The 21,918-nt window shown below is 73.1% G+C and carries 23 protein-coding genes; 11 read left to right on the plus strand and 12 right to left on the minus strand.

All coding sequences use genetic code 11. The annotated features are described in order from the left end of the window. Window positions 1-3 precede the first annotated feature (3 nt). Window positions 4-2,481 carry an SCO7613 C-terminal domain-containing membrane protein gene (locus tag NI25_RS36315; RefSeq protein ID WP_061446542.1) on the minus strand — a complete coding sequence of 826 codons (2,478 nt, stop codon included), beginning with the start codon at window positions 2,479-2,481 and terminating at the stop codon, window positions 4-6. Window positions 2,482-2,596: 115 nt separating this feature from the next. Here NI25_RS36315 and NI25_RS36320 point away from each other — a divergent pair, with 115 nt between their 5' ends. The 3 genes from NI25_RS36320 to NI25_RS36330 all read left to right on the plus strand — a co-directional run bounded on the left by NI25_RS36320 (window position 2,597) and on the right by NI25_RS36330 (window position 4,318). Then, window positions 2,597-3,355: an IclR family transcriptional regulator gene (locus tag NI25_RS36320; protein WP_061446543.1), complete on the plus strand. Its 759-nt coding sequence runs from the start codon at window positions 2,597-2,599 to the stop codon at window positions 3,353-3,355. A gap of 84 nt (window positions 3,356-3,439) precedes the next feature. Further along, window positions 3,440-3,844 carry an STAS domain-containing protein gene (locus tag NI25_RS36325; RefSeq protein ID WP_061446544.1) on the plus strand — a complete coding sequence of 135 codons (405 nt, stop codon included), beginning with the start codon at window positions 3,440-3,442 and terminating at the stop codon, window positions 3,842-3,844. 114 nt (window positions 3,845-3,958) lie between these two features. Next, window positions 3,959-4,318 (plus strand): DUF488 domain-containing protein, encoded by a 360-nt coding sequence (locus NI25_RS36330; protein WP_061446545.1) that lies wholly within the window; start codon window positions 3,959-3,961, stop codon window positions 4,316-4,318. A gap of 83 nt (window positions 4,319-4,401) precedes the next feature. On the opposite strand, the gene pntB is transcribed toward NI25_RS36330, so the two are convergent. From pntB to NI25_RS36345, 3 genes are all read right to left on the minus strand, one after another. Continuing rightward, on the minus strand, window positions 4,402-5,862 hold the full coding sequence (gene pntB / locus NI25_RS36335) for a Re/Si-specific NAD(P)(+) transhydrogenase subunit beta (protein ID WP_061446546.1): 1,461 nt from the start codon (window positions 5,860-5,862) through the stop codon (window positions 4,402-4,404). Next, a complete protein-coding gene (locus NI25_RS36340; protein WP_061446547.1) occupies window positions 5,859-7,430 on the minus strand; it encodes a Re/Si-specific NAD(P)(+) transhydrogenase subunit alpha in 1,572 nt (523 codons plus the stop codon). The genes pntB and NI25_RS36340 overlap by 4 nt, the downstream gene beginning before the upstream one ends. Window positions 7,431-7,516: 86 nt before the next feature. Then, on the minus strand, window positions 7,517-8,197 hold the full coding sequence (locus NI25_RS36345; RefSeq protein WP_061446548.1) for a TetR/AcrR family transcriptional regulator: 681 nt from the start codon (window positions 8,195-8,197) through the stop codon (window positions 7,517-7,519). 67 nt (window positions 8,198-8,264) lie between these two features. On the opposite strand from NI25_RS36345, the gene NI25_RS36350 reads away from it, so the two are divergent. Further along, window positions 8,265-9,389, plus strand: coding sequence for an FAD-dependent oxidoreductase (locus NI25_RS36350; protein WP_061446549.1), 1,125 nt, complete (start codon window positions 8,265-8,267; stop codon window positions 9,387-9,389). Window positions 9,390-9,417: 28 nt separating this feature from the next. On the opposite strand, the gene NI25_RS36355 is transcribed toward NI25_RS36350, so the two are convergent. From NI25_RS36355 to NI25_RS39850, 4 genes are all read right to left on the minus strand, one after another. Continuing rightward, window positions 9,418-10,896 carry an FAD-dependent monooxygenase gene (locus NI25_RS36355; RefSeq protein ID WP_061446550.1) on the minus strand — a complete coding sequence of 493 codons (1,479 nt, stop codon included), beginning with the start codon at window positions 10,894-10,896 and terminating at the stop codon, window positions 9,418-9,420. Window positions 10,897-11,124: 228 nt separating this feature from the next. After that, window positions 11,125-12,042 carry an endo-beta-N-acetylglucosaminidase H gene (locus NI25_RS36360; protein WP_061446551.1) on the minus strand — a complete coding sequence of 306 codons (918 nt, stop codon included), beginning with the start codon at window positions 12,040-12,042 and terminating at the stop codon, window positions 11,125-11,127. Between the two features lie 151 nt (window positions 12,043-12,193). Further along, window positions 12,194-12,769 (minus strand): snapalysin family zinc-dependent metalloprotease, encoded by a 576-nt coding sequence (locus NI25_RS36365; RefSeq protein ID WP_061446552.1) that lies wholly within the window; start codon window positions 12,767-12,769, stop codon window positions 12,194-12,196. A gap of 149 nt (window positions 12,770-12,918) precedes the next feature. After that, window positions 12,919-13,188 carry a DUF6355 family natural product biosynthesis protein gene (locus NI25_RS39850; protein ID WP_383517957.1) on the minus strand — a complete coding sequence of 90 codons (270 nt, stop codon included), beginning with the start codon at window positions 13,186-13,188 and terminating at the stop codon, window positions 12,919-12,921. Window positions 13,189-13,599: 411 nt separating this feature from the next. Between NI25_RS39850 and NI25_RS36375 the strand changes: the two genes are divergently transcribed. The 3 genes from NI25_RS36375 (at window position 13,600) to NI25_RS36385 (ending at window position 16,122) form a co-directional block, all read left to right on the plus strand. Continuing rightward, on the plus strand, window positions 13,600-14,544 hold the full coding sequence (locus NI25_RS36375; RefSeq protein ID WP_061446553.1) for an NADP-dependent oxidoreductase: 945 nt from the start codon (window positions 13,600-13,602) through the stop codon (window positions 14,542-14,544). Beyond that, complete coding sequence (locus tag NI25_RS36380) at window positions 14,541-15,152, plus strand: HD domain-containing protein (protein ID WP_061446554.1); 612 nt, start codon at window positions 14,541-14,543, stop codon at window positions 15,150-15,152. The genes NI25_RS36375 and NI25_RS36380 overlap by 4 nt, the downstream gene beginning before the upstream one ends. 79 nt (window positions 15,153-15,231) lie before the next feature. Next, window positions 15,232-16,122, plus strand: coding sequence for an SDR family oxidoreductase (locus tag NI25_RS36385; protein WP_061446555.1), 891 nt, complete (start codon window positions 15,232-15,234; stop codon window positions 16,120-16,122). 122 nt (window positions 16,123-16,244) lie between these two features. Here NI25_RS36385 and NI25_RS36390 read toward each other — a convergent pair whose 3' ends face one another. The 3 genes from NI25_RS36390 to NI25_RS36400 form a co-directional block, all read right to left on the minus strand. Beyond that, window positions 16,245-16,685, minus strand: coding sequence for a DUF2267 domain-containing protein (locus NI25_RS36390; protein WP_061446556.1), 441 nt, complete (start codon window positions 16,683-16,685; stop codon window positions 16,245-16,247). A gap of 86 nt (window positions 16,686-16,771) precedes the next feature. Continuing rightward, on the minus strand, window positions 16,772-17,200 hold the full coding sequence (locus NI25_RS36395) for a DUF2267 domain-containing protein (RefSeq protein ID WP_061446557.1): 429 nt from the start codon (window positions 17,198-17,200) through the stop codon (window positions 16,772-16,774). Window positions 17,201-17,298: 98 nt separating this feature from the next. Next, on the minus strand, window positions 17,299-17,736 hold the full coding sequence (locus NI25_RS36400) for an Hsp20/alpha crystallin family protein (protein WP_061446558.1): 438 nt from the start codon (window positions 17,734-17,736) through the stop codon (window positions 17,299-17,301). A gap of 128 nt (window positions 17,737-17,864) precedes the next feature. Here NI25_RS36400 and NI25_RS36405 point away from each other — a divergent pair, with 128 nt between their 5' ends. After that, complete coding sequence (locus NI25_RS36405; protein WP_061446559.1) at window positions 17,865-18,530, plus strand: hypothetical protein; 666 nt, start codon at window positions 17,865-17,867, stop codon at window positions 18,528-18,530. Between the two features lie 142 nt (window positions 18,531-18,672). On the opposite strand, the gene NI25_RS36410 is transcribed toward NI25_RS36405, so the two are convergent. Beyond that, entirely contained in the window at window positions 18,673-19,341 is a 669-nt protein-coding gene (locus NI25_RS36410; RefSeq protein WP_061446560.1) for a helix-turn-helix transcriptional regulator, read from the minus strand. A 156-nt stretch (window positions 19,342-19,497) separates the two neighbouring features. On the opposite strand from NI25_RS36410, the gene NI25_RS36415 reads away from it, so the two are divergent. The 3 genes from NI25_RS36415 (at window position 19,498) to NI25_RS36425 (ending at window position 21,895) form a co-directional block, all read left to right on the plus strand. Then, complete coding sequence (locus NI25_RS36415) at window positions 19,498-19,908, plus strand: hypothetical protein (RefSeq protein WP_420710803.1); 411 nt, start codon at window positions 19,498-19,500, stop codon at window positions 19,906-19,908. Between the two features lie 105 nt (window positions 19,909-20,013). Continuing rightward, window positions 20,014-20,610, plus strand: a complete 597-nt coding sequence (folE, locus tag NI25_RS36420) for a GTP cyclohydrolase I FolE (RefSeq protein WP_061446562.1) — start codon at window positions 20,014-20,016, stop codon at window positions 20,608-20,610. 43 nt (window positions 20,611-20,653) lie between these two features. After that, a complete protein-coding gene (locus tag NI25_RS36425) occupies window positions 20,654-21,895 on the plus strand; it encodes an NAD(P)/FAD-dependent oxidoreductase (protein WP_061446563.1) in 1,242 nt (413 codons plus the stop codon). The last annotated feature ends 23 nt before the right edge of the window (window positions 21,896-21,918 follow it).

Here is a 21,918-nt window from a genome sequence, read left to right on the forward strand (position 1 = left end):
GGCTCAACGCAGCCGCCCGAGTGCGTCCCTCAGCCGCCGCGCGTCCCGCAGCCGTTGCTCGTAGGTGGCCCCCAGCACGAGCAGCACCAGACCGGCGAGGGCCGGAGGCACCCAGCGGGGGAGCGCGCCGGCGACCTGGGTGATGTACGGGGCCAGTTCGTGCAGCGTGACCAGCGCGAGCACACCCGCGCCGAGGACCAGCGGCGCCTGGAGACGGTGCCGGGCGCCCGTCAGGGTCACCGCGAGGGCGGCGACGCCGAGCAGCAGGGGGCGCAGCCAGTGCCCGTCGTCCCAGGCGGCGAACAGACTCGGCACCAGGGTGACGGCCAGCCCGGCGCCGTACGCCGTCCACGAGGAGACCGCCGTGTCGCGGCGCCGGCGCAGATATCCGACGACCAGCGCGGGACCGGTCACCGGCAGGGTGTAGGCCTCCGGCATGGTGACGTCCCAGGCCGTCAGGCGCACCCAGGCGGCCAGCAGGAACAGCGCGGCGGCAGCCCAGCCGGCCGGCCGCCGCTCCGGACGCAGGGCGGTGCCCGCCGCGAGGACACCGCCGAGGGAGAGCACCAGGGCCAGCACCGGCGGATCGGTCACGGCGAGTGCGAGGGCGAGCAGCCCGGCGGCCGCACCCGCCGCCTCGACCGGTACGGTCGCGCGGGAGCCGCTCGTACGCGCCGCGACCAGCGCCGCGACGGCGGGGACGACGAGAACCAGCAGCGCCGTCTGAGGCGGCCGCCAGCCCGCGGACGCGCCGATCGCGCAGGCCAGCGCCGTGGCATGGGCGAGGGCGGCGGGCGCGGCGATCGGAGCCGGCCCCGGGCGGCGGCAGACGGCACCGAACACGGCCGTCAGCGACGTGAGGGCACCGATCGTCGCGGCCTCGGAGGCCAGCGCGAGAAAGGCCAGGTCGACCGAGGTGACGAGAGCCAGCAGCAGCGCCGTGAGGCTCAGTGGCGACGGCCGCGGCAAGGTGCGGTCGGCCCACTCCGCGAAGCCCAGCGCCGCCACGACCACGGCCCCCTGCGCCACCAGGCCGGCCGTGCAGGGCAGTCGCAGCACCACCGGGAGGACGGAGACGGCCGCCCAGCCGAGAACGAGCGCCGCCACCGTGACGGCCGCGCGCCGCGTCGTGTTCCGTCCGGCCACCAGCAGCACCGCGGCCACGGCGGCGAGCACCAACGGCACGGTGGCCGCGTACGGAGGCCAGGGCAGATCCGTGAACACGGCCTCCCGGACGTCCCCCGGCAGACCGGACCACGGCCGCGCGCCCTGGGCCGACGGACCGAGGACGGTACCGGCCACCAGGGGAACCGACCACAGCACCGCGACGCACTGGACGGCCGCCGAAGCACGTACCAGCCCCTGGCGCAGCGGCCGGGGCAGCGCCGTCCGGTCCACCGCCAGCAGGGCGATACCGCAGGCCAGACACCCCGGCACCGTCCACTCGCCCGGCACCGCCACCCACAGCACCCCGCCGACCCCCGCGACCAGGCACAGTCCCGCGGCCAGAGCGGCGCCCACGGCGACATCGGCGTCGCGGACGAACCGGCCGGCGGCCAGGGCGACCGCCGCCGCCCCGGCCAGGAGCGCCGCCGCCCGGGCGGCCGTACCCGGGTCGGACGCGGTCCAGCAGAGCCATCCGGCCGACAGGACACCGGCGAGGCCCATGCCCAGTGCGCCGGTCACGGCGACGACCCGCACCGGCATCCGGGCCGCTCGCAGGGCGACGGCGGCACCGCCGGCTGCGGTCACCAGCAGCACGGCCGTCAGCGTGTGCGGGCCCGCGCCGGCGGCTGTCGCCCAGAGCAGCAGGGGGAGATGGGCGGTCGCCACGGCGAGGGGAAGGGGGTGCCGGAGCCCCGGGCGCGCGTCGTCGCCCGCCGAGCCGCCCTCCCCCGTCTCCCGGGCGCTGGCGGGCGACGGCGCCGGCGGGCCCGCGAGCACGGCGTACGCGGCCCACACCCCGGCCAGGACGGCGGACGCGCCCGCCGCGTACCCGACACCGTCCGTGCCGGCGAACGCCACCTCGTGAAGCGCGTAGGCGTCGAGCACGGTCAGGGCCGTCCCCAGCGCGGACACGGCCTCGGCGGTCGACCGCAGCCCGCGCCGCAGCAGCACGACGGGCCCGCCCAGCGCCGCCACGGTGAGCGCGCCGAGGACCAGCGCGCGTCCCGCGATTCCCAGGTGGCCCCAGCTGACGAGGGTGAAAGCGACCGCCGCGATCGTCAGCAGCACACCGCCGAGCACCAGCAGGACGTTCTGCACACCGGGCGCCGAGGCCTCCGGCCGCCGGGCGCCGGCGCCCCCGCCGGCTCGCGGCGGCCCGCTCCCGGCGTCCCGGGCGGGCTGGGGGGCGGCGGCCCGCAGCGTGTGGACCAGCCACTCACGGCGCCGCAGCAGGACGGCACGGCGCAGGTCGAGTTGCCGCAGCTCGGCGTCCAGGAGCCGCAGCTCCTCGGCCGGGGGCGGAAGGTTCGTCATGCCTGGGAGTGTGGCCCCCGCCACGCACCGGGACATGAGCGCGGATACTCAGGCCGTACTCATTGACCCCGGTTACGCCTTGCCGGACCGCTCCGGCAGGGCGCAGGGTGGAGGAATGAGCGGTCAGGAGGGCCCCACGCTCATCGCCTCGGTCCAGCGAGCCTTTCGGCTGATGGAAGCCGTGGGCGCCCACGGGAGCGGCGTACCGGCCAAGCAGCTGGCGCGCGAGACGGGGCTGGCCCTGGGCACCACCTACCACCTGCTGCGCACCATGGTGCACGACGGCTACGTGCGCAAGCTCGAGGACGGCACGTTCGTCCTGGGGGAGAGGCTGGGCGCACTGCACGCGGGGAGCCGCGACCAGACGGCGCTCAGCAGAGTCCGGCCCACGCTGACGGAGCTCCGGGACGGCTTGTCGGCCGCGGCCTACCTGACCCTCTACGAGGAGGGCGAGATCCGGGTCGCGGAGATCGTGGACGGGCCGAAGGCGCCCCGCGTCGACCTGTGGGTCGGCTTCGAGGACGCGGGACACGCCACGGCGCTCGGCAAGAGCGTGCTGCGCGAACTGGACGCCGACGCCCGCGCCGACTACCTCTCCCGCCACACACTGAACGATCTCACCCCGCGCACCATCACCTACCGCGCCGAGCTGCTGCGCCGGCTCGACGCCGCCCCCCGGGGCCCGGCGGTGACCGACATCGAGGAGTACCGGCTGGGCACCGCGTGCGTCGCGGTCCCCGTGCGGCGCGGCGACACGATCGGATCGCTCGGCATCTCCGTGGACGTCAACCGCACGGCCCACCTCGAAGAGGCGGTGGCGACGCTGCTCGGCACCGCGGAACGGGTGTCCCGGGGCCTCTCGCTCACCATCTGAAAACCGGGCTCTTGTGGCACCGCGGCCGTACCGCGTTTCCTGGATGAGACGGGCAAATCGGACAGTGGTGCAGGGGAGCGAGAAGTGAGTGATCAGGGCGTCGCGGGGCCGGACGTGCGGGTCGGCTGCCGGGTGGCGAACGGCTGGACGGTGGTCAGGGCCGACGACGAGCTCGACATCGCCTTCGCCCCCCTGGTCCGGGACGAGGTGGGACGGCGTCTCGCCGAGGGGCACCGGCACTTCGTCCTCGACCTGTGCGACACCCCGTTCATCGACTCCATGGGGCTCGGGATGATCGTGGCCGTGACCAAGCGCATCCGGAGTCATCACGGGTCGCTGCTGATCGCCTGTTCCGACCGGCGGATCCTGCAGGTTTTCGCCCTCGGCGGCCTGAGGGCGGTCTACTCCTTCCACCACTCCGTCGAGCAGGCCGTCGCGCGGCCTCCCGGCGGCGAGGGACTGGCCGGCTGGCCGCCCGCACGGGGCTGACGCGCACGCCACCGCCGGTTCCGTGTTTGGGCCGGCCGCGGCGGTTCACCAGACCGGGAAGCGTGTCCCCCGCGAGCGCGGGAAGGCTGCCCGGTCTCCACGGAAGGGTGGGTCATGAGAGCACGGGTCGGATGCCGGAGAATCTACGAGGAAGCCACGCCGGAGGACGGCAGGCGAGTGCTCGTCGACCGCCTGTGGCCCCGTGGCATGAGCAAGGAGAAGGCCGGTCTGGACGAGTGGCTGCGCGACGTCGCCCCCTCGACCGACCTGCGCCGCTGGTATCACCACGACCCCCAGCGGTACGACGAGTTCCGGCGCCGCTACTTCGCCGAACTGGAGGACTCCGAGCACGAGGCCGCGGTGCGGCGTCTGCGCGACATGGCGGCACACGGCAAGGTCACCCTGCTGACGGCCACCAAGGACGTGGACCACAGCGAGGCCGCCGCCCTGGTCCAGTGGCTGGACGGGGCCTGACGGAGTCCGGGGACGACGGCGCCGTCCGGCGGGCCGTTCGGGACCGGGCGGCGCAGGCTGCGGGCCGGTCCCGAACGGCCCGGTCACCGTCCCGCCGTCACCCCCTGCGCGGGGGCCGCCGGTCCGGGCCCGGCTTCGGGGCCGAGCGCCTGCAGGATGCCCTCGACGCTCCGCCTGGCGTCGCCGAAGAGCATGCTGCTGTTCTCCCGGAAGAACAGCGGGTTCTGCACCCCCGCGTAGCCGGAGGCCATCGAGCGTTTGAAGACGACGACCTGCTCCGCCTCCCAGACCCGCAGCACGGGCATGCCCGCGATCGGACTGGCGGGATCCTCGGTCGCCGAGGGGTTGACCGTGTCGTTCGCCCCGATCACGAGCACGACCGACGTGTCCGCGAAGTCGTCGTTGATCTCGTCCATCTCCAGGACGATGTCGTACGGCACCCTCGCCTCGGCCAGCAGCACGTTCATGTGCCCGGGCAGCCGCCCGGCGACCGGGTGGACGCCGAAGCGCACCTCGATCCCGCGCTCGCGCAGCCGCCGCGTCAGCTCCGCGACCGGATGCTGGGCCTGCGCCACGGCCATGCCGTAGCCGGGGGTGATCACCACGGACCGGGCCCGTGCGAGCAGCTCGGCCGCCTCGTGAGCCCGGATCTCACGGTGCTCGCCCTGCTCCTGGTCCCCGCCGGGCGGGGCCTCGATGCCGAATCCGCCCGCGATGACGGAGAGGAAGGAACGGTTCATCGCCTGGCACATGATGTAGCTCAGATACGCACCGGAGGACCCGACCAGGGCGCCGGTGACGATGAGCAGGTTGTTGTCGAGCAGGAACCCGGCCGCCGCCGCGGCCCAGCCGGAGTAGCTGTTGAGCATCGACACGACGACGGGCATGTCGCCGCCGCCGATGGAGGCCACCAGGTGCCAGCCCAGGGCGAGTGCCAGAACCGTGACCGTCACCATCAGCGGGAGGCTGGGACTGACGGTGAACCAGACCGTCAGCACCACGAACGCGGCCAGGGCCCCCAGGTTGAGGGCGTTCTTGCCGGGCAGCATCAGGGGCCGGGACTTGATCCGCGCGGACAGCTTCAGGTACGCGACCACGGAGCCGGTGAAGGTGACGGCTCCGATGAAGACGCCGATGAACACCTCCGCGTGGTGGATGCCGGTCAGATCGGCGGCGATCCGGCCCCGCGAGCCGTGGGCCTCGACCTCCAGGTAGCTGTTCCAGCCGACCAGGACGGCCGCGAGCCCGACGAAACTGTGCAGCACCGCGATCAGCTCGGGCATCTGGGTCATCTCCACGCGCCGCGCCCGCCACAGGCCCAGCGCGGCCCCGATCACCGTGGCGAGCAGGATCAGCGCGATCGGCCCGGCGGAGACGCTCTGTGCCGAGACGACGACGGTCGCCACCAGGGCGAGGGCCATCCCCGCGATGCCGTAGACGACGCCGGCGCGCGAGGTCCGGTGCTGCGAGAGACCGGCGAGGCTGAGGACGAACAGCAGGGCCGCGACCAGGTCGGCGGCGCGGGAGGCGGTCATGGACGTCATCGGGACTCGCCTCTCGAGAACATGGAGAGCATGCGGCGGGTGACCGCGAAGCCTCCGAAGATGTTGACGCTCGTCAGCAGGATCGCCACGAAGGACAGCACGGTGACAAGCGCGCTCTCGTGCCCGATCTGCAGGAGGGCGCCGATCACCACGATCCCCGAGATGGCGTTGGTCACCGACATCAGAGGTGTGTGCAGGGAGTGGTGCACCTTGCCGATCACGTAGTAGCCGATGACCACCGCCAGCGCGAACACGGTGAAGTTCTCCGCCAGCTGTGCCGGGGCGAAGGCTACCGTCAGGAAGGCCGCGAGCATGCCCAGGCCGATCAGACAGTAACGCCCCGCCGGGGTGAGGCGGGACGGCCTCGCGCCCACCGGGGCGGCGGTGGCCGCCGCCGGGGCGGTGGCGGGCGGGGCCGCCGACACGGAGACCGGCGGGGGAGGCCAGGTGACCGTGCCCGCACGGACCACCGTCACGGCCCGCTGCACCACGTCGTCGAAGTCGACGACGAGCCGGCCGTCCTTGCCGGGGGTGAGCAGCCTGAGCAGGTTGACCAGATTGGTGCCGAACAGCTGGGACGCCTGGGTGGGCAGCCGGGACGCCAGGTCCGTGTAGCCGATGAGGGTCACACCGTTGTCGGTCACCACGCTCCGGCCCGCGACGGTCCCCTCGACGTTGCCCCCCTGGGCGGCGGCCATGTCGACGACGACGCTGCCGGGTTTCATCGCCGCCACGTCGGCGGCGGTCAGCAGCCGCGGGGCGGGCCGGCCGGGTATCAGCGCGGTGGTGACGACCACGTCCACGTCGCGGGCCTGCTCGTGGTAGAGCTCGGCCGCGGCCCGGTCGTAGTCGGCCGACGTCGCCCGGGCGTAGCCGTCGGTGCTCTCCTCCTGGGCCGCGTCCACCGCGAGGTACTCACCGCCCAGCGACCGCACCTGGTCGGCGACCTCGGGACGGGGGTCGGTGGCGCGGACGATCGCGCCCAGACTGGACGCGGCCCCGATGGCGGCCAGCCCCGCGACACCGGCCCCCGCGACGAGGACCTTCGCCGGCGGCACCTTGCCCGCCGCGGTGACCTGCCCGGTGAAGAAGCGTCCGAAGACGTGCGCGGCCTCGATGACCGCCCGGTACCCGGCGATGTTCGCCATGGAGCTGAGCACGTCCATCGACTGCGCCCGCGAGATCCGCGGCACCGCGTCGAGGGCGAGCACGGTGACGCCGCGTGCGGCGAGCGCCTCCAGCAGCTCGGGCCGCTGCGCCGGGGCGATGAGGGCCGCCAGCGTCGTCCCCGCACGCAGTGCCGAGATCTCCTCGTCGGTGGGCGCGTCGACCTTCAGCACGACATCCGCGGTCCAGGCCTCGCCGATGCTCGCCCCCGCCTCGGAGTAGGCCTCGTCACCGAAGCCGGAGGCGGCGCCGGCCCCCGACTCGACGACGACCTCGTAGCCGAGGCCGAGCAGCAGGCGGACCGTCGAGGGCGTCGCGGCGACGCGGGTCTCCCCGGGCAGGGACTCGGCGACGACGCCGACGCGTTGAGGTGGTTGATGAGCGGGTTGGTGTCCAGTCATGTCCAGTCTCTCGTCGAGGCGTTGTTGCCCGGTTCCGTACCCAGAGGAGAGCGGCGGGGCACCGAAAACGCCCCCGCACACGGACGTCAGCCGAGTCTGGCCGCCACGGCGTCGAGGACCCACTCCAGGCCGGTCGCGAAGGACTCCTCGGCGTCCACGTGCGTGCCGTCGTGCACGGCCTTGGCCAGCGCCGGGAAGCGGCCCGTGGCCAGCATGCGCGTCACGTGCGGGCCCCGGGCGCGCTGCCACTCGCTCTTGGACAGTCCCGTGGCGCGCTCGGCCCGCAGCTCCGTGATCTCGCGCCTGATCGCGCCGGTGAAGTAGGCGCTGACCGTCTCCACGGCGCGCATGACGGTGTCCACGTCGGCGAGGCCGTCGAGGGCCGCCAGCGTCGCCTCGGACACGGCCAGGCCGTTCGGGCCCAGGGCCGGGCGGCCGCCGAGCAGGTCGGCCAGCCACTCGTGGCGGAGGGCGGCCCGCCGGGTGCCGTGGGCGAGGGAGCGCAGCGCCTCCCGCCAGTCGCCGGGTCGCTCCCCGGGCAGGATCTCGGCGTACACCGCGTCCACCATGAGGTCGAACAGGTCGTCCTTGGTGGAGATGTACCCGTACAGCCGCATCGGACCGGCGTTCAGCCGGGCGGCGACCTTGCGCAGGGAAACCGCCGCCAGGCCGCCCTCGTCGGCGAGCGCGACGGCGGCGGCGACGATCCGCTCCCGGTCGAGCGGAACGGGGCGATTCGGCTGCTCGGGCCGGTCCCACACAGTCATGATCACACCGTACTGACCGCACCGGACGCTTGCGTGGCGGCGTACGGCGAAAATACAGTGTATCGACATGAGACACCGTATCGCCGTGATCGGCGGCGGACCCGCCGGACTCGCCTTCGCCCGCGTCCTGCACCGCCACGACCGCCCCGTCACCGTCCTCGAACGCGAGTCCGGCCCCGGCGTGCGGCCCGCGGGCGGCACTCTGGACCTGCACGAAGGGCTGGGGCAGCTCGCGTTGGACAAGGCGGGGGTGCTGGCGGAATTCCGGGCGCTGTCCCGTCCCGAGGGGCAGGCCATGCGCATCCTGGACACCGACGGCACCGTTCTGCGCGACTGGCGGCCGGGTCCCGACGACCGGGCCAATCCCGAGATCGACCGCGGGCAGCTCCGTGACCTGCTGCTCGGCCCCGTGGACGTCCGCTGGGGCGAGCACGTGACGAAGGTCGTCCCGGGGACTGGGGACGGCGTGCGGGTCCACTTCGCGGACGGACGGGAGGAGACGTTCGACCTCGTGGTGGGGGCGGACGGAGCCTGGTCCCGAACCCGCCCGGCGGTCTCGGCGGTGACGCCGCACTACACCGGCGTCACCGCGGTCGAGACCTCCCTGGACGACGTCGACACCCGCCACCCCGACCTGGCCCGGCTGACCGGCGACGGCTCCGTGGCCGTGTACGGCGTGAACCGGGCGCTCGTCGCCCAGCGCAGCAGCGGAGGCCACGTCAAGGTGTACGCCCAGTTCCGGGCGCCGCTCGACCGGCACACGGAACGGGACACGGCCGACGCCGGTGCCGTGCGATCGCGTCTGCTGGCCCTGTTCGACGGCTGGGCCGCTCCCGTTCTCGACCTCCTCCGGCACGGCACCGAGTTCGTCCACCGCCCCCTCTACGCCCTGCCCGTGGCGCACACCTGGACCCATGTTCCCGGCGTGACGCTCCTGGGCGACGCCGCCCATCTGATGCCGCCGCTGGGGGCGGGGGCGAACCTCGCGCTGCTGGAAGGCGCCGAACTCGCCGAGTCCATCGCCGCCGCCGGCTCCGGGGACCCGGACGAGACCGTCCGCGCCTTCGAGGAGCGGATGTGGGCCCGGGCCGCCAGGTGGGCGGGTTTCACGACGGCCGGTCTGGAACGCCTCGTGGGCCCGGACCCGGCCGAGGCCCTCGCCCTCTTCGACCAGGTCCAGCCGCCCGGGTGAGCGGCGGCTTCCCGCGTTCCCCGGCGCGTCAGCCGGCGGGACGGCCGAACCAGCGGGACAGGTGCTCGTCCAGGTCCCGCTGGTCGTCGCCGATCCAGGCGACGTGGCCGTCGGGGCGCACCAGGACACACGGAACGTCCAGCGCGGCCGTGGGGTCCGCGACGTGATCGACCCGGTCCGGCCGGCCGTGCACGGTGAGGCGTCCGGTACGGTCCAGCAGCAGACCCCGTCCGCGGTGCAACAGACCGTAGAGACGGCCCTGTGCCACGTCGATGTCCCGCATGCGGCGGCCGACCAGGTCGGGGCCCGTACCGAAGTCGTAGCGGATGCCGATCGCGGTGATCTTCTCCACGAGACGGCGGTTCACCTCGTCGATGCCCGTCAGTTCGGTGAGGAGCCTGCGCACGGCCTGCGGGCCCGGTGCGGTGGAGAGCAGTTCCGTCTGGGCCCGGGTGTTGTCCAGCACGTCCTCGGCGACGGGCCGGCGTTCGGCCTCGTAGGTGTCCAGCAGGGTCTCCGGCGCCCAGCCGCGGATCTGTGCGGCAAGCTTCCAGCCGAGGTTGAAGGCGTCCTGAACGCCGAGGTTGAGGCCCTGTCCGCCGGTGGGCGGATGGATGTGCGCGGCGTCGCCGGCGAGCAGTACACGCCCGACCCGATAGCGCTCCGCCAGCCGGGTGGCGTCCCCGAAGCGGGACAGCCAGCGCGGGGAGTGCACGCCGAAATCCGTTCCGGCGACGGTGCGCAACTGTCGTCTGAAGTCCTCGAGGGTGGGTGCTGGTGCGCGGCCGCCGACTCCCGCGGCGGGAACCACGACGCTGTAGATCCCCGCACCGAAGGGCCGCAGCCAGAACCGCCGCTGGGTCTCGCGCACGGCGGCCACCCTGGCGGCGATCTCTTCCGGCGCCGCACCCACCCGCATCTCGCCCATCAGCGTCTCGTTGCGCGAGGGCTCGCCGGGGAACCCGACGCCCAGCCGTTTGCGCACCGTGCTGCGCCCGCCGTCGCAGCCGACGAGGTAGCGCGCACGCAGCCGCTCCCCGTCGGCCAGCTCCACGGTCACCCCCTCGTCGTCCTGCTCGAAACCGGTGACCGCGCTCCCGTGCCGGACCCGCGCACCGAGGGCGACCGCGTGTTCCTTGAGGATCCGGACGACGACCGGCTGCGGGATGCCCAGCAGATACGGGTAATCCGCGTCCAGGCCCTCCGGCGCGGGTGCGGGGATGGCGGCGAAGAGTCCGCCGACCGGGCGCCGTCGTCCGTGCCGCAGGAGACGGTCCAGCAGCCCGCGCATGGCCATCAGCTCGATACTGCGCATGTGCAGACCGACGATGCGGACGAAGGACGCGGGCTCGGTCTCCTTCTCCAGGACGAGTACCCGCACGTCGTGCAGCCGCAGCTCGGCGGCCAGCGTCGCGCCGGCCGGCCCGCAGCCGGCGATGATCACGTCGAAGTCGTGCCCGGCCGCGTCGCCCGACGACGGCCCGGGGGTGAAGTGCCCGTATTCCATGGGTGTTGCCTTTCGGGAGTGCCTTGGGTGTGAGGCGCTCCCGGCGACAACTGCGTCAGCCGCCGGCCATGACGGGAAGGGGGAGCACCCACGTCGATACAGCGATCACGGGTCTCACCTCCTCGGGCGGTGTCACGGTCCAGCGCAAACTACAACCGCGGGGCTCGGGGCGTCCAACCCTTTTCGGCGGAGAAACTCCCGGGCCGGCCGACGGGGAGCCGTGCCCGCCTACGGCGTGTAGACGGCCTCGCTGCCGTACAGCTCCCTGGTGAACGCGGAGACGTCGGCGCTGCGATCGCTGCCGTCGAGGTTGTACGTCAGATAGACGCCGTATCCCTCGTCGACCGTGCGACGGGCGAGGTCGGCCGCCGTGCCGCGGGAGGTCCGGCCGATCTCCACCGCCGCCGGTGACAGCTTCGACTTGGGCAGCGCGATGCCGGGGACCTGCCAGGTGCCGTAGTACGGGTTCCAGGCGTAGTCGAAGTCGGAGGAGATGTCGACGCCGCCGTAGGACAGGCGTGAGGCGGCCGGACCGATGTTGTACAGGCTGATGATCTTGTCCGGCATGTTCGCGCGCAGGGCCGTCACCAGGTGGACGAACGAACTGTCGTTGGGCTGCGCGGTGCCGTTGGTGCCGTACTCGGCGTACTCGTCGTCGAAGTCGATGCCGTCGAGGCCGTACTCCGCCACGGCGTCCGAGAGTTGCTTCGCGAACGCCGAAGCGTCCTGCTGGGACGGGAAGTTGGCGAATCCGGCGCCCTGGTGGTTTCCGAGCACCGAGAGGAGGACCTTGATGCCCTTTCGCTGCAACGGCCGTATCTGCGTGGCAACGTTGTCGAGGACGCGCTGCACGTTGTCGTTGAAGTACAGATACGCCTTGTTCGTGCCGGTGTCGTAGTTGATGTTCGCCGCGAAGATCACGGCGACGTCGAAGACGTTGCCGCCCCCGTTCGCCAGGGTGTACTTGCCGACGTTGAGCATGCTGTTGTTGTTCACCTCGACGTAGGCCACCGAGGCCGGCCCCTGCTTGACGGGGGCGGGGCCGGCCGGCGCGCCGCTCGCGGCGGTGGCGCCGACGAGCAGGGCCGCGGCGGTCAAGAGCGCGAGTGCCGCCGTCCGGGCCTTTCTCCGTACCAGAGTGAACATGGGTGATGGCCTCCCAACGCGGTGCGGCGCCCCGCCTGTTCGGGGCGCCGACGAGTGCTTCCAGTCTTCCCCTGCCCGATCGAGCCCCCGGACGTGTGCCGGAACTCTTCACGGCTTCCCCGCACGGCGCACGCCGGTGCTCGCGTCCCGGTCAGTCCGCGAAGAGGGTCCGAGCCGCCCCCGCGAGGGGTGACGTCGAGCCGGCCGCACCGGCGAAGTTGTTCTCGACCTCCGCCTTCTCCGCCGCGTCCGGGTACGGGTTCGTGCACGGGACGCCCGCACTCGACCCCGACATCAGGCTGGAGCACGGCCCGGGCTTGCGGTCCGGCAGCCCCAGGATGTGACCGAGTTCGTGGGACGAGATGCGCACCGTGTCGTAGCCCTCGTTCACCGCCTGACGCCCGATCCAGACGGTGCCCCTGCCCAGGGACGTGGGGAGGGCGCGGGGCCAGCCGTCGTCGGCCACGACGCGGATGTCGGCCCGCTGCCCGGCCCGGACCGGACGCAACTGTGCGCCCTCGACGCTCTCGTTCCAGATCTCCGCGCCCCGGTCGACCGCGGACCTGAACTCGGCGGAACCGCCGGCGTCGTAGGTGAGAACACGGGCTGCGGCCGGAGTGCCAACGGTGTCGCCCGGCGAATCGACGGCCACGGCTTCGCCGCTCAGCAGCGGCAACGACATCAGCGCGGCCGCGGCGAGGTGCCCGGCCAGTGTGCGCACGTGCATGCTCGACCTCCTTGTGGGGGAGAGGGGTCGTGTTCATGACATTACAGCGCTTCTCTGCCCGCCGGGAGGCCCCCGCAATCGGTCGATCCGGCTCGGCCCTCCTCAAGAGAGCCGAGCCGTTCAGGTCGTTGCCGTCCCGGCGGTCCGGCTCAGCAGGTCCGGCCGGTGTACCAGGCGCCGTCGATGTCGGAGCTGGCACCGATCCAGGTCACGCCGGGCACCACGCACCGTTCGCTGTTGGGCCCCCAGTCGTCGATCTCGATGACGATGTGCGAGCCGTCCGAGGTGCAGTGGTTGTAGTAGGCGTCGGAAGCGGTCTCGTAGAAGCCGCAGGGGTTCGCGGCGGCCGGTCCGGCGCTCAGGGTGAGGGCGCCGACCGAGGCGAGAGCCAGGGAGAGGGAGGCGAGGGTGCTGGTCACGATGCGACGAAGAGGCACGAAGGACTCCAAACGGTAGGGGATCGCCGGGGCTGGACTGCCGGAGCCGGCCGATCCGTTGTCGGTGCGCGGCCCAGACTCACAGTTCGGGGAAACGGATCCGGTCGACGAAGGCGCCGTTCACCCGGCGAATCGATTCAGTGCTGCGCCGACCGGTTGATCCGCGCCGGTGCGCCGGACTCCGCGGCGGCGAGGTGCTCGGCGGCCGGCGGCCGCAGAGGCCGGGGAAGCCGCCCGGCCGGGTGGGGAAGTGGCTCCTTCCGGCGCCCCCGAAGTGGCCCACACGGGCGGAGTGACTGGGGCATACGGTCGAGATCACGACACGTGACGTGCCCACCGGGCCGCCGGGGGGACGTGTGTGTGCACGACCATCACTTCTTCCGAGGACTCCTCATGCAGGCCATCACCGTCCACGATCGCGACGCAGGAGCCGACGGGCTCACCCTGACGGAACTCCCTCACCCCCATGCCGCCGAGAACGACGTCGTCGTGCGGGTGCACGCCGCCGGCTTCACCCGCGGAGAACTCGACTGGCCCGGCACCTGGACGGACCGGGCCGGTCGCGACCGGACGCCGAGCGTCCCCGGACACGAGCTGTCGGGGGTGGTCGAGGAACTCGGCTACGGCACCACCGGCCTCACCGTCGGCCAGCGGGTGTTCGGCATGGCCGACTGGACGCGCAACGGATCGCTGGCCGAGTACACCGCCGTGGAGGCCCGCAACCTCGCTCCCCTCCCGGCCGACGTCGACCACACCGTGGCCGCCGCGCTGCCCATCTCGGGGCTGACCGCCTGGCAGGGTCTCCTGGAACACGGGCGGCTCACCGCGGGACAGACGGTCGTGATCCACGGTGCCGCGGGGAGTGTCGGGTCGATCGCGGTCCAGCTCGCGCGAGAGGTGGGAGCGCGGGTGATCGCCACGGGTCGGTCCGCGGACCGGGACACCGCTCTCGGTCTCGGCGCCGACGTCTTCCTGGACCTCGAGTCGGAGCGGCTGGAGGACGCGGGCGAGGCCGACGTCGTCTTCGACGTCATCGGCGGCGAGATTCTCGACCGCTCGGCCGCCCTCGTCCGGGCCGGCGGCACCCTCGTCACCATCGCCCAGCCTCCCGAGGTCGGGCCGGAGAACGGCCGCGCGGTCTTCTTCGTCGTAGAACCCGACCGGGCCGGGCTCACCGCCCTGATGCAGCGGGTGCGGGACGGGCGGCTCAAGCCGTCCGTCGGGGAGGTGCGCCCGCTCGCCGAAGCGCCCGAGGCGTTCGCGCCCGGCCGCGGCAAGCGCGGCAGGACGATCATCCGCGTCGTGCCACCCGGCCCGGCACCGGCAGGCTCCCGGTGAACGGCGTCCGGCTCGAAGCCCTGGCCCCGCCCGACGGTGCGACGGCGGCCGCCGCGCTGGACGTGGCGACCGCCTACCTGCCCCCGGCCCTGCTCAACCACTCGCTGCGCGTCCACCTGTGGGCGGCGGCCCGCGGCACGACGGAGGGCGTCCCCTTCGACCCGGAACTCCTCTACGTCGCCGCGCTGTTCCACGACATCGGGTTGGTGCCGGCCTTCGACAGTCACACCGTCGCGTTCGAGGAGGCGGGCGGGCACGTCGCCAGGGTCTTCGCCGCCGGTGCAGGCTGGCCGGCCGAGCGCCGTGAACGCCTGTACGGCGTGATCGTCCGGCACATGCGGCCGCGGGTGGACGTCTCCGTGGACCCCGAGGGACACCTGCTCGCCCGGGCCGCCGCGACCGACGTCGTCGGCAGCGAGGCGGACGCCTACCCGTCCCGCTTCCGCGACGAAGTGCTGGACCGCCACCCCAGGCTGGATTTCGCCGGGGCCTTCCTGGCGTGCTTCCGGGACCAGGCGGCGCGCAAGCCCGCAAGCTCCGCCGCCGGCGCGGTGCGGTCCGGACTCCCCGGCAGAATGGCCGTCAACCCGCTCGACGCCTCCACCTGACCGTGCCCCGGACTTTTCGGGCCGGCCGGTCAGGGCACACGGTCGCTGACCGCGCCGTAACGAGACACGGGAGACCGACGTGGCGGACGACCAGCATCGCCGGCAGGACCCCACCGACCAGTATCCTCGTCCGGACTTCCCGGGCCAGGACCAGCCGCACCCGGGGTGGACCGGGCCGATGGACCCGCCTCCCGACCACGGTGAGGAGTCGTACCGCGGGGCGGGGCGCCTGAAGGGGCGCAGGACCGTCGTGACGGGCGGCGACTCCGGCATCGGCCGAGCGGTGGCCCTGGCCTTCGCGCGGGAGGGCGCCGACGTGCTCTTCACCTTCCTCGAGCAGGAGGAGGACGAAGCCCGGGAGACGTCCCGCCTGGTGGAGGACGCCGGGCAGAAGGCCGTGGCCGTCTCCTGCGACGTCCGCGAGGAACGGAACTGCCGGACGCTGATCGACCGGGCCGTGGCGGAGTTCGGCGGCATCGACGTCCTGGTGAACAACGCCGCCTACCAGATGGCCCAGCCGGACGGCATCGAGGCGATCTCGACGGAGCAGTTCGACCGGGTGATGCGGACGAACCTGTACGGCATGTTCTGGCTGACCAAGTTCGCGCTGCCGCACATTCCCGCGGGCGGCAGCGTCATCAACACCACCTCGGTGCAGGCGTACAAGCCCAGTCCGCACCTGCTGGACTACGCGATGACCAAGGGCGCCATCGTGACCTTCACACAGGGACTCGCCCAGATGGTCGCGGAGCGCGGCATCCGTGTGAACGCGGTGGCGCCCGGACCGGTGTGGACACCACTGATCCCGGCGACGCTGCCGGACACGGCCGAGTTCGGCAAGCAGAGCCCGCTGGGCCGCCCCGCGCAACCGGCCGAGCTCGCCCCGGCGTACGTCTACCTCGCCTCCGCGGAGGCCGGCTACGTCACCGCCGAGATCCTGAACGTGACGGGCGGGACGCCACTGCCCTGAGCCTGTCCGACGATTCCCGTCTGCCGCCCTCGGGCGACGACGCGGATTGTCAGACAGGCCCCGGCCCTCGCCCGTGCGGCCCTGGCTCCGGTGGGCGGCGACTCCCGTGCCGCCCCCGGGTTTCAGGCAGCCTGGGTCAGTTCCGCGCGACCGAAGAGGATCGCGTAGCCGGGAGGCAGCTGGGCGAGGACGCGGTCGAGCAGATCCGGCCCGGCGAGGCGTGCGACGACGCCCAGGACCGAGCCGACGTCCCACCGTGTGGTGGCGAGGGTGCCGCCGGTGCGGGCGGCGAGGTCCCTGACGAAGGCCCACCCGGTCATCGGTCCGGTCTCCGGGATCTGCGCGGCGAAGATCCTGGCCGCTTCGCGGGGGAGACGGGCGGCCAGATCGACCCGCTCCTCGCCGGTGACGCGACGGCCGAGGGCGGCCAGGACGGCGGCCACGACCTCTTCGGCGCGCTCCCTGGTGGGATAGGCGCCGTGGTATCGGACCTGCTCCAGCATCTGCACGAAGGACATGGCCGGCTCGGGCGTGATCGTCGTCGGAGCCGTCTGGGACTGCATCGGTGAGGGGCGCCTTTCTGTGTCGTGGGCTGGTGGTACGGCGTCGTGAGGTACGGCGTGGTCGGCGGTTGGCGCGAGAGCGGGCCTCAGCCCCGGGAGGCGCGGCCCGCGCTCGGGGCGGCGACGTCCTGGGGCCGCCCGAAGAGCAGGTCGTACCCGGGCGGGAGCTGGAACAGCACGCGGCGTGTCAGCTCTTCGCCGGCTGCGTCGGCGGCCACGCTGAGCACGGCCCCGACGTCCCAGGTGGCGGTCTGTTCGGTGGCTCCCTCGATCCACGCCGCCGTGGCCCGCACGAAGCGGTCGGCGGACAGCGGCTCGGTGGCCTGCAGCGGATTGAGGAGGATCAGGGCGAAGCTCTCCGGGAGCCTCGCGGCCAGTTCGGCCCGTACGTCGCCCACCAGGTGGGCGCCCAGGAGGGCCAGCACGGTGCGCGCCGCACGGTCGGCCTCGGCACGGGTCGGGTACTCGCCGCGTTCCTGTACCTGATCGAGGAACACGTCCCACCGCATGGTCATCGCAGTCCTCCTTCCCCGGGCGGTCGGTGCCGACGGGCGGGCGGAGGGCGTGGGCAGGGGACACCCGGTCCACCGCCCGCCGGAGCACGGCTCCCGCCTCAGCCGGAGATCTCCTTGTGGTCCGGGCCGGCACCGATCGAGATCTTGCGCGGCTTGGCCCGCTCGGCGATCGGGACGCGCAGCGTGAGCACGCCCGCGTCGTAGTTGGCGCTGATCCGCTCGGTGTCGAGGGTGTCCGCGAGCATCAGCTGGCGGGAGAACACGCCGAAGGAGCGTTCCGAGAGCTCCATCTGCGCCTCGTCGCCGCCGGCGACGGGACGACGTTCGGCCCGGACGGTCAGCATGTTGCGCTCGACGTCGATGTCGATCGCGTCCCGGTCGACTCCGGGGATGTCGAGGGCGATCACGTACACGTCGCCCTCGCGGTAGGCGTCCATGGGCATCGCCGACGGACGGGACCAGGTGCCGGACGCGGTGGGGAACAACTGCTGGGTGAGCCGGTCGAGCTCACGGAACGGGTCGGTGCGCATCAGCATGGTGAAACACCTCCAGTTCGAGCGGGTCCGCTCATGCGCTGGTTCTTGCTTCTTCTTGTACCATGTCATCGAAACGATGACAACAATTGATGTCATCCATTGGACGACATCGAGGTCGGGAGGTGACCATGGCCGCAGACCCGCGGGAACCCGCAGCCCAGCCCGTGTCCTTCCTCGCCGCCAAGGCGGCGCTGGCGGCGATCGAGGAGGCCGTCCACGGCGCCCAGGCGCCGCGGGACGGCGGGCAGTCCGGCGGCGAGGTCAGCTCGGACCAGGCGCTCGCCGCCCTGCTGCTCCTGCGCGAGATGCGCGACCAGCTGGCCGGGTGGGAGACGGGTCTGATCGAGACCGCCCGCGAGGCGGGGGCCAGCTGGGCGGACCTCGCCGGCCCACTCGGCGTCGCCAGCCGCCAGGCCGCCGAACGCCGGTATCTGCGCCTGCGGCCCGGCGCCCCCGGCAGCACCGGCGAACAGCGCGTCCAGGCCACCCGCGACCGCCGCGCCGCCGACCGCGCCGTCACGACCTGGGCCCGGGGCAACGCCGCGGATCTGCGTCAGCTCGCCGGCCAGGTCACCGCAGTCACGGGTCTCCCCGCCGACGCTCGTACTCCGCTCGTCCAGGCCCTGGGCCGGGACGACGCCGCCGGCCTCATCGAGCCGCTGTCCGGTGCCCGCGAGCACCTCCGTGCGCACCACCGGGAACTGGCCGACCGCATCGACACCCTCACCCGGCGCACCGACCGGCTCCGGCGCACCGGCAGCACCGAGGAGCAGCCGCCCGGCGGAGGGGCGTGAACGGTTAGGCACGGCGTGCCTCGACACATCGCGGGGCGGGGCGAGGGAGACCGCCGCGTCTTCTCCCTCACGTGCGACGACGTGGAGCGACGTCCAAGGAGACCGGGCCGAGCAACTGCTCCGGCCGGCGTCCGCCGGTGGTTCAGGCGGTCCGTCCGGGTGGGCCGACGACCACGCAGCAGTGGCCCGGGCGGGGTGCCAGGACGGCCCTTCCGGGCGGTTCCCCGCCCGCTTCGAGCAGCCCCCGCACCAGGTGCAGATTCAGCCAGCACACCAGTTCGGTGTGCTCCTGGGCGAGCCGGTGGAAGGGGCAGTTGCGCAGGTCGACGCCTCCCTCGGCGGTCGTCGACGGCTCGTAGCCGCAGCCGCGCAGCGCCGCCGTGAGGTCCTCGCCGCCGGCCGACCGGCCTGCCGCGTGCGCGGCCGCGGCGACCGCCTCCCGCACCGTCCCGGAGTCGTCGGCGGCGACGGCCTCGGCCAGTACCCCGGCCAGTAGGCCGTAGTCGCGGGGCGGCACGCTGACCGACAGCTCTTCGTCGGTGCGTGCGTAGCGCTTGGCCGGGCGGCCCGCGCCCGGGCCGCCACGTCCGGCGGCACGCGCGTAACTGGTCGTCAGCAAACCGGCCCCGGCCAGTCTGTCCAGGTGGTAGGCCGCAAGGGTGCGGCTGATCCCGGCCGCCCGCGCGGCCTCCTCCCGGCCCACGGGTTCATCGCGGGTCCGCACGTAGTCGTACAGCCGACGCCGCACCGGATCGTCCAGGCTGCTCAGGTCGCTGATGGCGTCCCTGTCACGGTCTTCGTTCGTACCCACACCGTCAATGTAACACCAATGAGATTTGACAAACGTTCGGCGACGTGGCCAGCCTGTAAAAACAACAAACCTTGGTGATAGACGGAGGCCGTCATGGCTGCTCCCGCTCATGTCCCCGCGCGCACGCACTCCCCCGAATCGGGATGGCGGCGCGCCGTGGACGAACCCGCATACGGCGCGTACTGGCTGCTGCGCGTCGGGTACACCGTGCTGCCGATCTGGATGGGCATCGACAAGTTCGTCAACGCCCTGACCGACTGGCCGTCCTACTTCGCGCCGTGGATCGTCGACGTGCTGCCGTTCTCCGCGCAGACCGCGATGTACGTCGTGGGAGCGATCGAGATCGTCGCCGGCGTCGCCGTGGCCCTCAAGCCCCGGTACGCCGCCTACGTCGTCGCGCTCTGGCTCGCCGGCATCATCGTCAACCTGCTGACCTACTCCGGGTTCTACGACGTTGCGCTCCGCGACGTCGGCCTGCTCGTGGGCGCGCTGGCCCTGGCAAGGCTCGCGGCCGCCCATGACCCGGCGTGGTCCTGGCGCCCCGGCGGCGGAGCCCGCACGCGCTGAACACCCGCCGGCCCGCCCGCCCGGGCCGGCCGGCCACCGCTCGGGGTCCCGGCCCGGGCCCCGCCGGCCCCCCCGGGACCCGCCCGCTCACGAGGAGGACGAGGGATGACTGCCACAGTCCCACTGCAGGTGATCGAGGACGTCACCGGACCCGACCTGGAGGTCGCCGAGCGTGCGGCGCGGGAATTCCTGGCCGCGCTCGGCATCATGGTGGACAGCGAGGGGACGCGGGACACTCCGGCCCGGATGGCCCGCGGCTACGCCGAACTGCTCACCGCCCGCCCCTTCCGGATGACCACGTTCCCCAACGACGAGGGCTACGACGAACTCGTCCTCGCGCGCGACATCCCCGTGCGTTCGGTCTGCCAGCACCACATGCTGCCCTTCGTGGGGAAGGCGCACGTCGGCTACCTGCCGGGTGCGCGCATCCTCGGACTGTCGAAGCTGGCCCGGGTCGTGGAGCACTTCGCCTGCCGGCCCCAGGTGCAGGAACGGCTGACCAAGCAGACCGCGGACTGGCTCGCCGAACAGCTCCGGCCCCGCGGAGTCGGTGTGGTCGTCGAAGCCGAGCACACCTGCATGACCCTGCGCGGAGTCCAGGCCACCGGATCGAAGACCGTCACCTCCACCATGCTCGGAACCCTGCGCGACGACCCGGCCTCCCGGCACGAGTTCCTCGCACTCACCGGCGTCCAGCGGTAGCGAGGCACCGGCCCCGCACCATCACACTGTCCCGGAGGCAGTCATGACCACAGCGCAGCACCCGCCCCGGCGGATCCTGATCGTCGGCGCCGGACTGGCCGGCGCGTCGGCCGCGGCGGCCCTGCGTGAACAGGGGTTGGACGGAGACATCACCCTGTTCGGGCAGGAAAGCCACGACCCCTACGAACTGCCCCCGCTTTCCAAGGGCGTCCTGCTCGGCGAGCGGGACGAACCGGACTGGGTCCGGGAAGCGGGCTACTACGGCGAGCACGGCATCGCACTGCGCCGTGACACCACCGTCACCGCCCTGCGCCCGGCCGACCACGTGATCGTCGATGCCGACGGCGTGGAACACGGATACGACCGGCTGCTGCTGGCCACCGGCTCCCGCCCGCGCACCCTGCCGGGCTTCGACGGCCCCGGCGTGCACGTGCTGCGCACCCTCGACCACGCCCTGGCCCTGAGGGCGAAGCTGACCGGCGGTTCCCGGGTGGTGATCGTCGGCGCCGGCTGGATCGGCTGCGAGGTGGCCTCCGCGGCCCGCGCCCACGGCGCCCACGTGACCATGGTCGACCCCGTTCCCCTGCCGCTGCGCAACGTCCTCGGCGACCGCGTCGGGTCGGTCTTCCGCGATCTGCACGCAGACCACGGCGTCACCCTGCGCCTGGGCGTCAGGGCGACCGGCACCCGCGCCGACGGCCGGGCGGTACTCCTGGAGGACGGCAGCGAACTGCCCGCCGACGTGGTGGTCGTCGGAGCCGGCGCCCTGCCCCGCACCGAACTCGCCGAAGCCGCGGGCCTGGACCTCGCGGCGGGCGGAATCGCCGTCGACGCCGCACTGCGCACCTCGGCCCCCGACGTCTACGCGGCCGGGGACGTCGCCGCCCACGACCACCCGCGTCACGAGGGACGCGTGCGCGTCGAGCACTGGGCCAACGCCAAGGACCAGGGCACCCATGTGGCCGGCAACCTCCTCGGCGGCCACGACGCGTACGGCGCCGACCCGTACTTCTTCTCCGACCAGTACGACCTCGGCTGCGAGTACCCCGGCCTGGCCGACCCGGCCCATGACGAACTGGTCCTGCGCGGTGATCCCGACTCCCGCGAGTTCCTCGCCTTCTGGCTGCGCGACGGACGGGTCACCGCCGCCCTCAACGTCAACTCCTGGGACCACGGCGACGCACTCACGGCCCTGGTCGGCACCCGGGCCCGGGTCTCCGCCCGGCAGCTCGCCGAGGCAGACCTGGACACCCTCCCCACCGTCGGCGCGGCCGACCGGCCGTGAGCCCCTTCCCGAGCGACGAGCAG

Source organism: Streptomyces sp. CCM_MD2014 (assembly GCF_000772045.1).
In the GTDB taxonomy this organism is placed as follows: Bacteria; Actinomycetota; Actinomycetes; order Streptomycetales; family Streptomycetaceae; genus Streptomyces; species Streptomyces salinarius.

Bases quoted from the DNA above. Each gene is read 5' to 3' on its own strand.
- NI25_RS36315 (WP_061446542.1), bottom strand. From the start codon at position 2,481: ATGACGAACCTTCCGCCCCCGGCCGAGGAGCTGCGGCTCCTGGACGCC.
- NI25_RS36320 (WP_061446543.1), top strand. From the start codon at position 2,597: ATGAGCGGTCAGGAGGGCCCCACGCTCATCGCCTCGGTCCAGCGAGCC.
- NI25_RS36330 (WP_061446545.1), top strand. From the start codon at position 3,959: ATGAGAGCACGGGTCGGATGCCGGAGAATCTACGAGGAAGCCACGCCG.
- pntB (WP_061446546.1), bottom strand. From the start codon at position 5,862: ATGACGTCCATGACCGCCTCCCGCGCCGCCGACCTGGTCGCGGCCCTG.
- NI25_RS36340 (WP_061446547.1), bottom strand. From the start codon at position 7,430: ATGACTGGACACCAACCCGCTCATCAACCACCTCAACGCGTCGGCGTC.
- NI25_RS36345 (WP_061446548.1), bottom strand. From the start codon at position 8,197: ATGACTGTGTGGGACCGGCCCGAGCAGCCGAATCGCCCCGTTCCGCTC.
- NI25_RS36350 (WP_061446549.1), top strand. From the start codon at position 8,265: ATGAGACACCGTATCGCCGTGATCGGCGGCGGACCCGCCGGACTCGCC.
- NI25_RS36355 (WP_061446550.1), bottom strand. From the start codon at position 10,896: ATGGAATACGGGCACTTCACCCCCGGGCCGTCGTCGGGCGACGCGGCC.
- NI25_RS36360 (WP_061446551.1), bottom strand. From the start codon at position 12,042: ATGTTCACTCTGGTACGGAGAAAGGCCCGGACGGCGGCACTCGCGCTC.
- NI25_RS36365 (WP_061446552.1), bottom strand. From the start codon at position 12,769: ATGCACGTGCGCACACTGGCCGGGCACCTCGCCGCGGCCGCGCTGATG.
- NI25_RS36375 (WP_061446553.1), top strand. From the start codon at position 13,600: ATGCAGGCCATCACCGTCCACGATCGCGACGCAGGAGCCGACGGGCTC.
- NI25_RS36390 (WP_061446556.1), bottom strand. From the start codon at position 16,685: ATGCAGTCCCAGACGGCTCCGACGACGATCACGCCCGAGCCGGCCATG.
- NI25_RS36395 (WP_061446557.1), bottom strand. From the start codon at position 17,200: ATGACCATGCGGTGGGACGTGTTCCTCGATCAGGTACAGGAACGCGGC.
- NI25_RS36400 (WP_061446558.1), bottom strand. From the start codon at position 17,736: ATGCTGATGCGCACCGACCCGTTCCGTGAGCTCGACCGGCTCACCCAG.
- NI25_RS36405 (WP_061446559.1), top strand. From the start codon at position 17,865: ATGGCCGCAGACCCGCGGGAACCCGCAGCCCAGCCCGTGTCCTTCCTC.
- folE (WP_061446562.1), top strand. From the start codon at position 20,014: ATGACTGCCACAGTCCCACTGCAGGTGATCGAGGACGTCACCGGACCC.
- NI25_RS36425 (WP_061446563.1), top strand. From the start codon at position 20,654: ATGACCACAGCGCAGCACCCGCCCCGGCGGATCCTGATCGTCGGCGCC.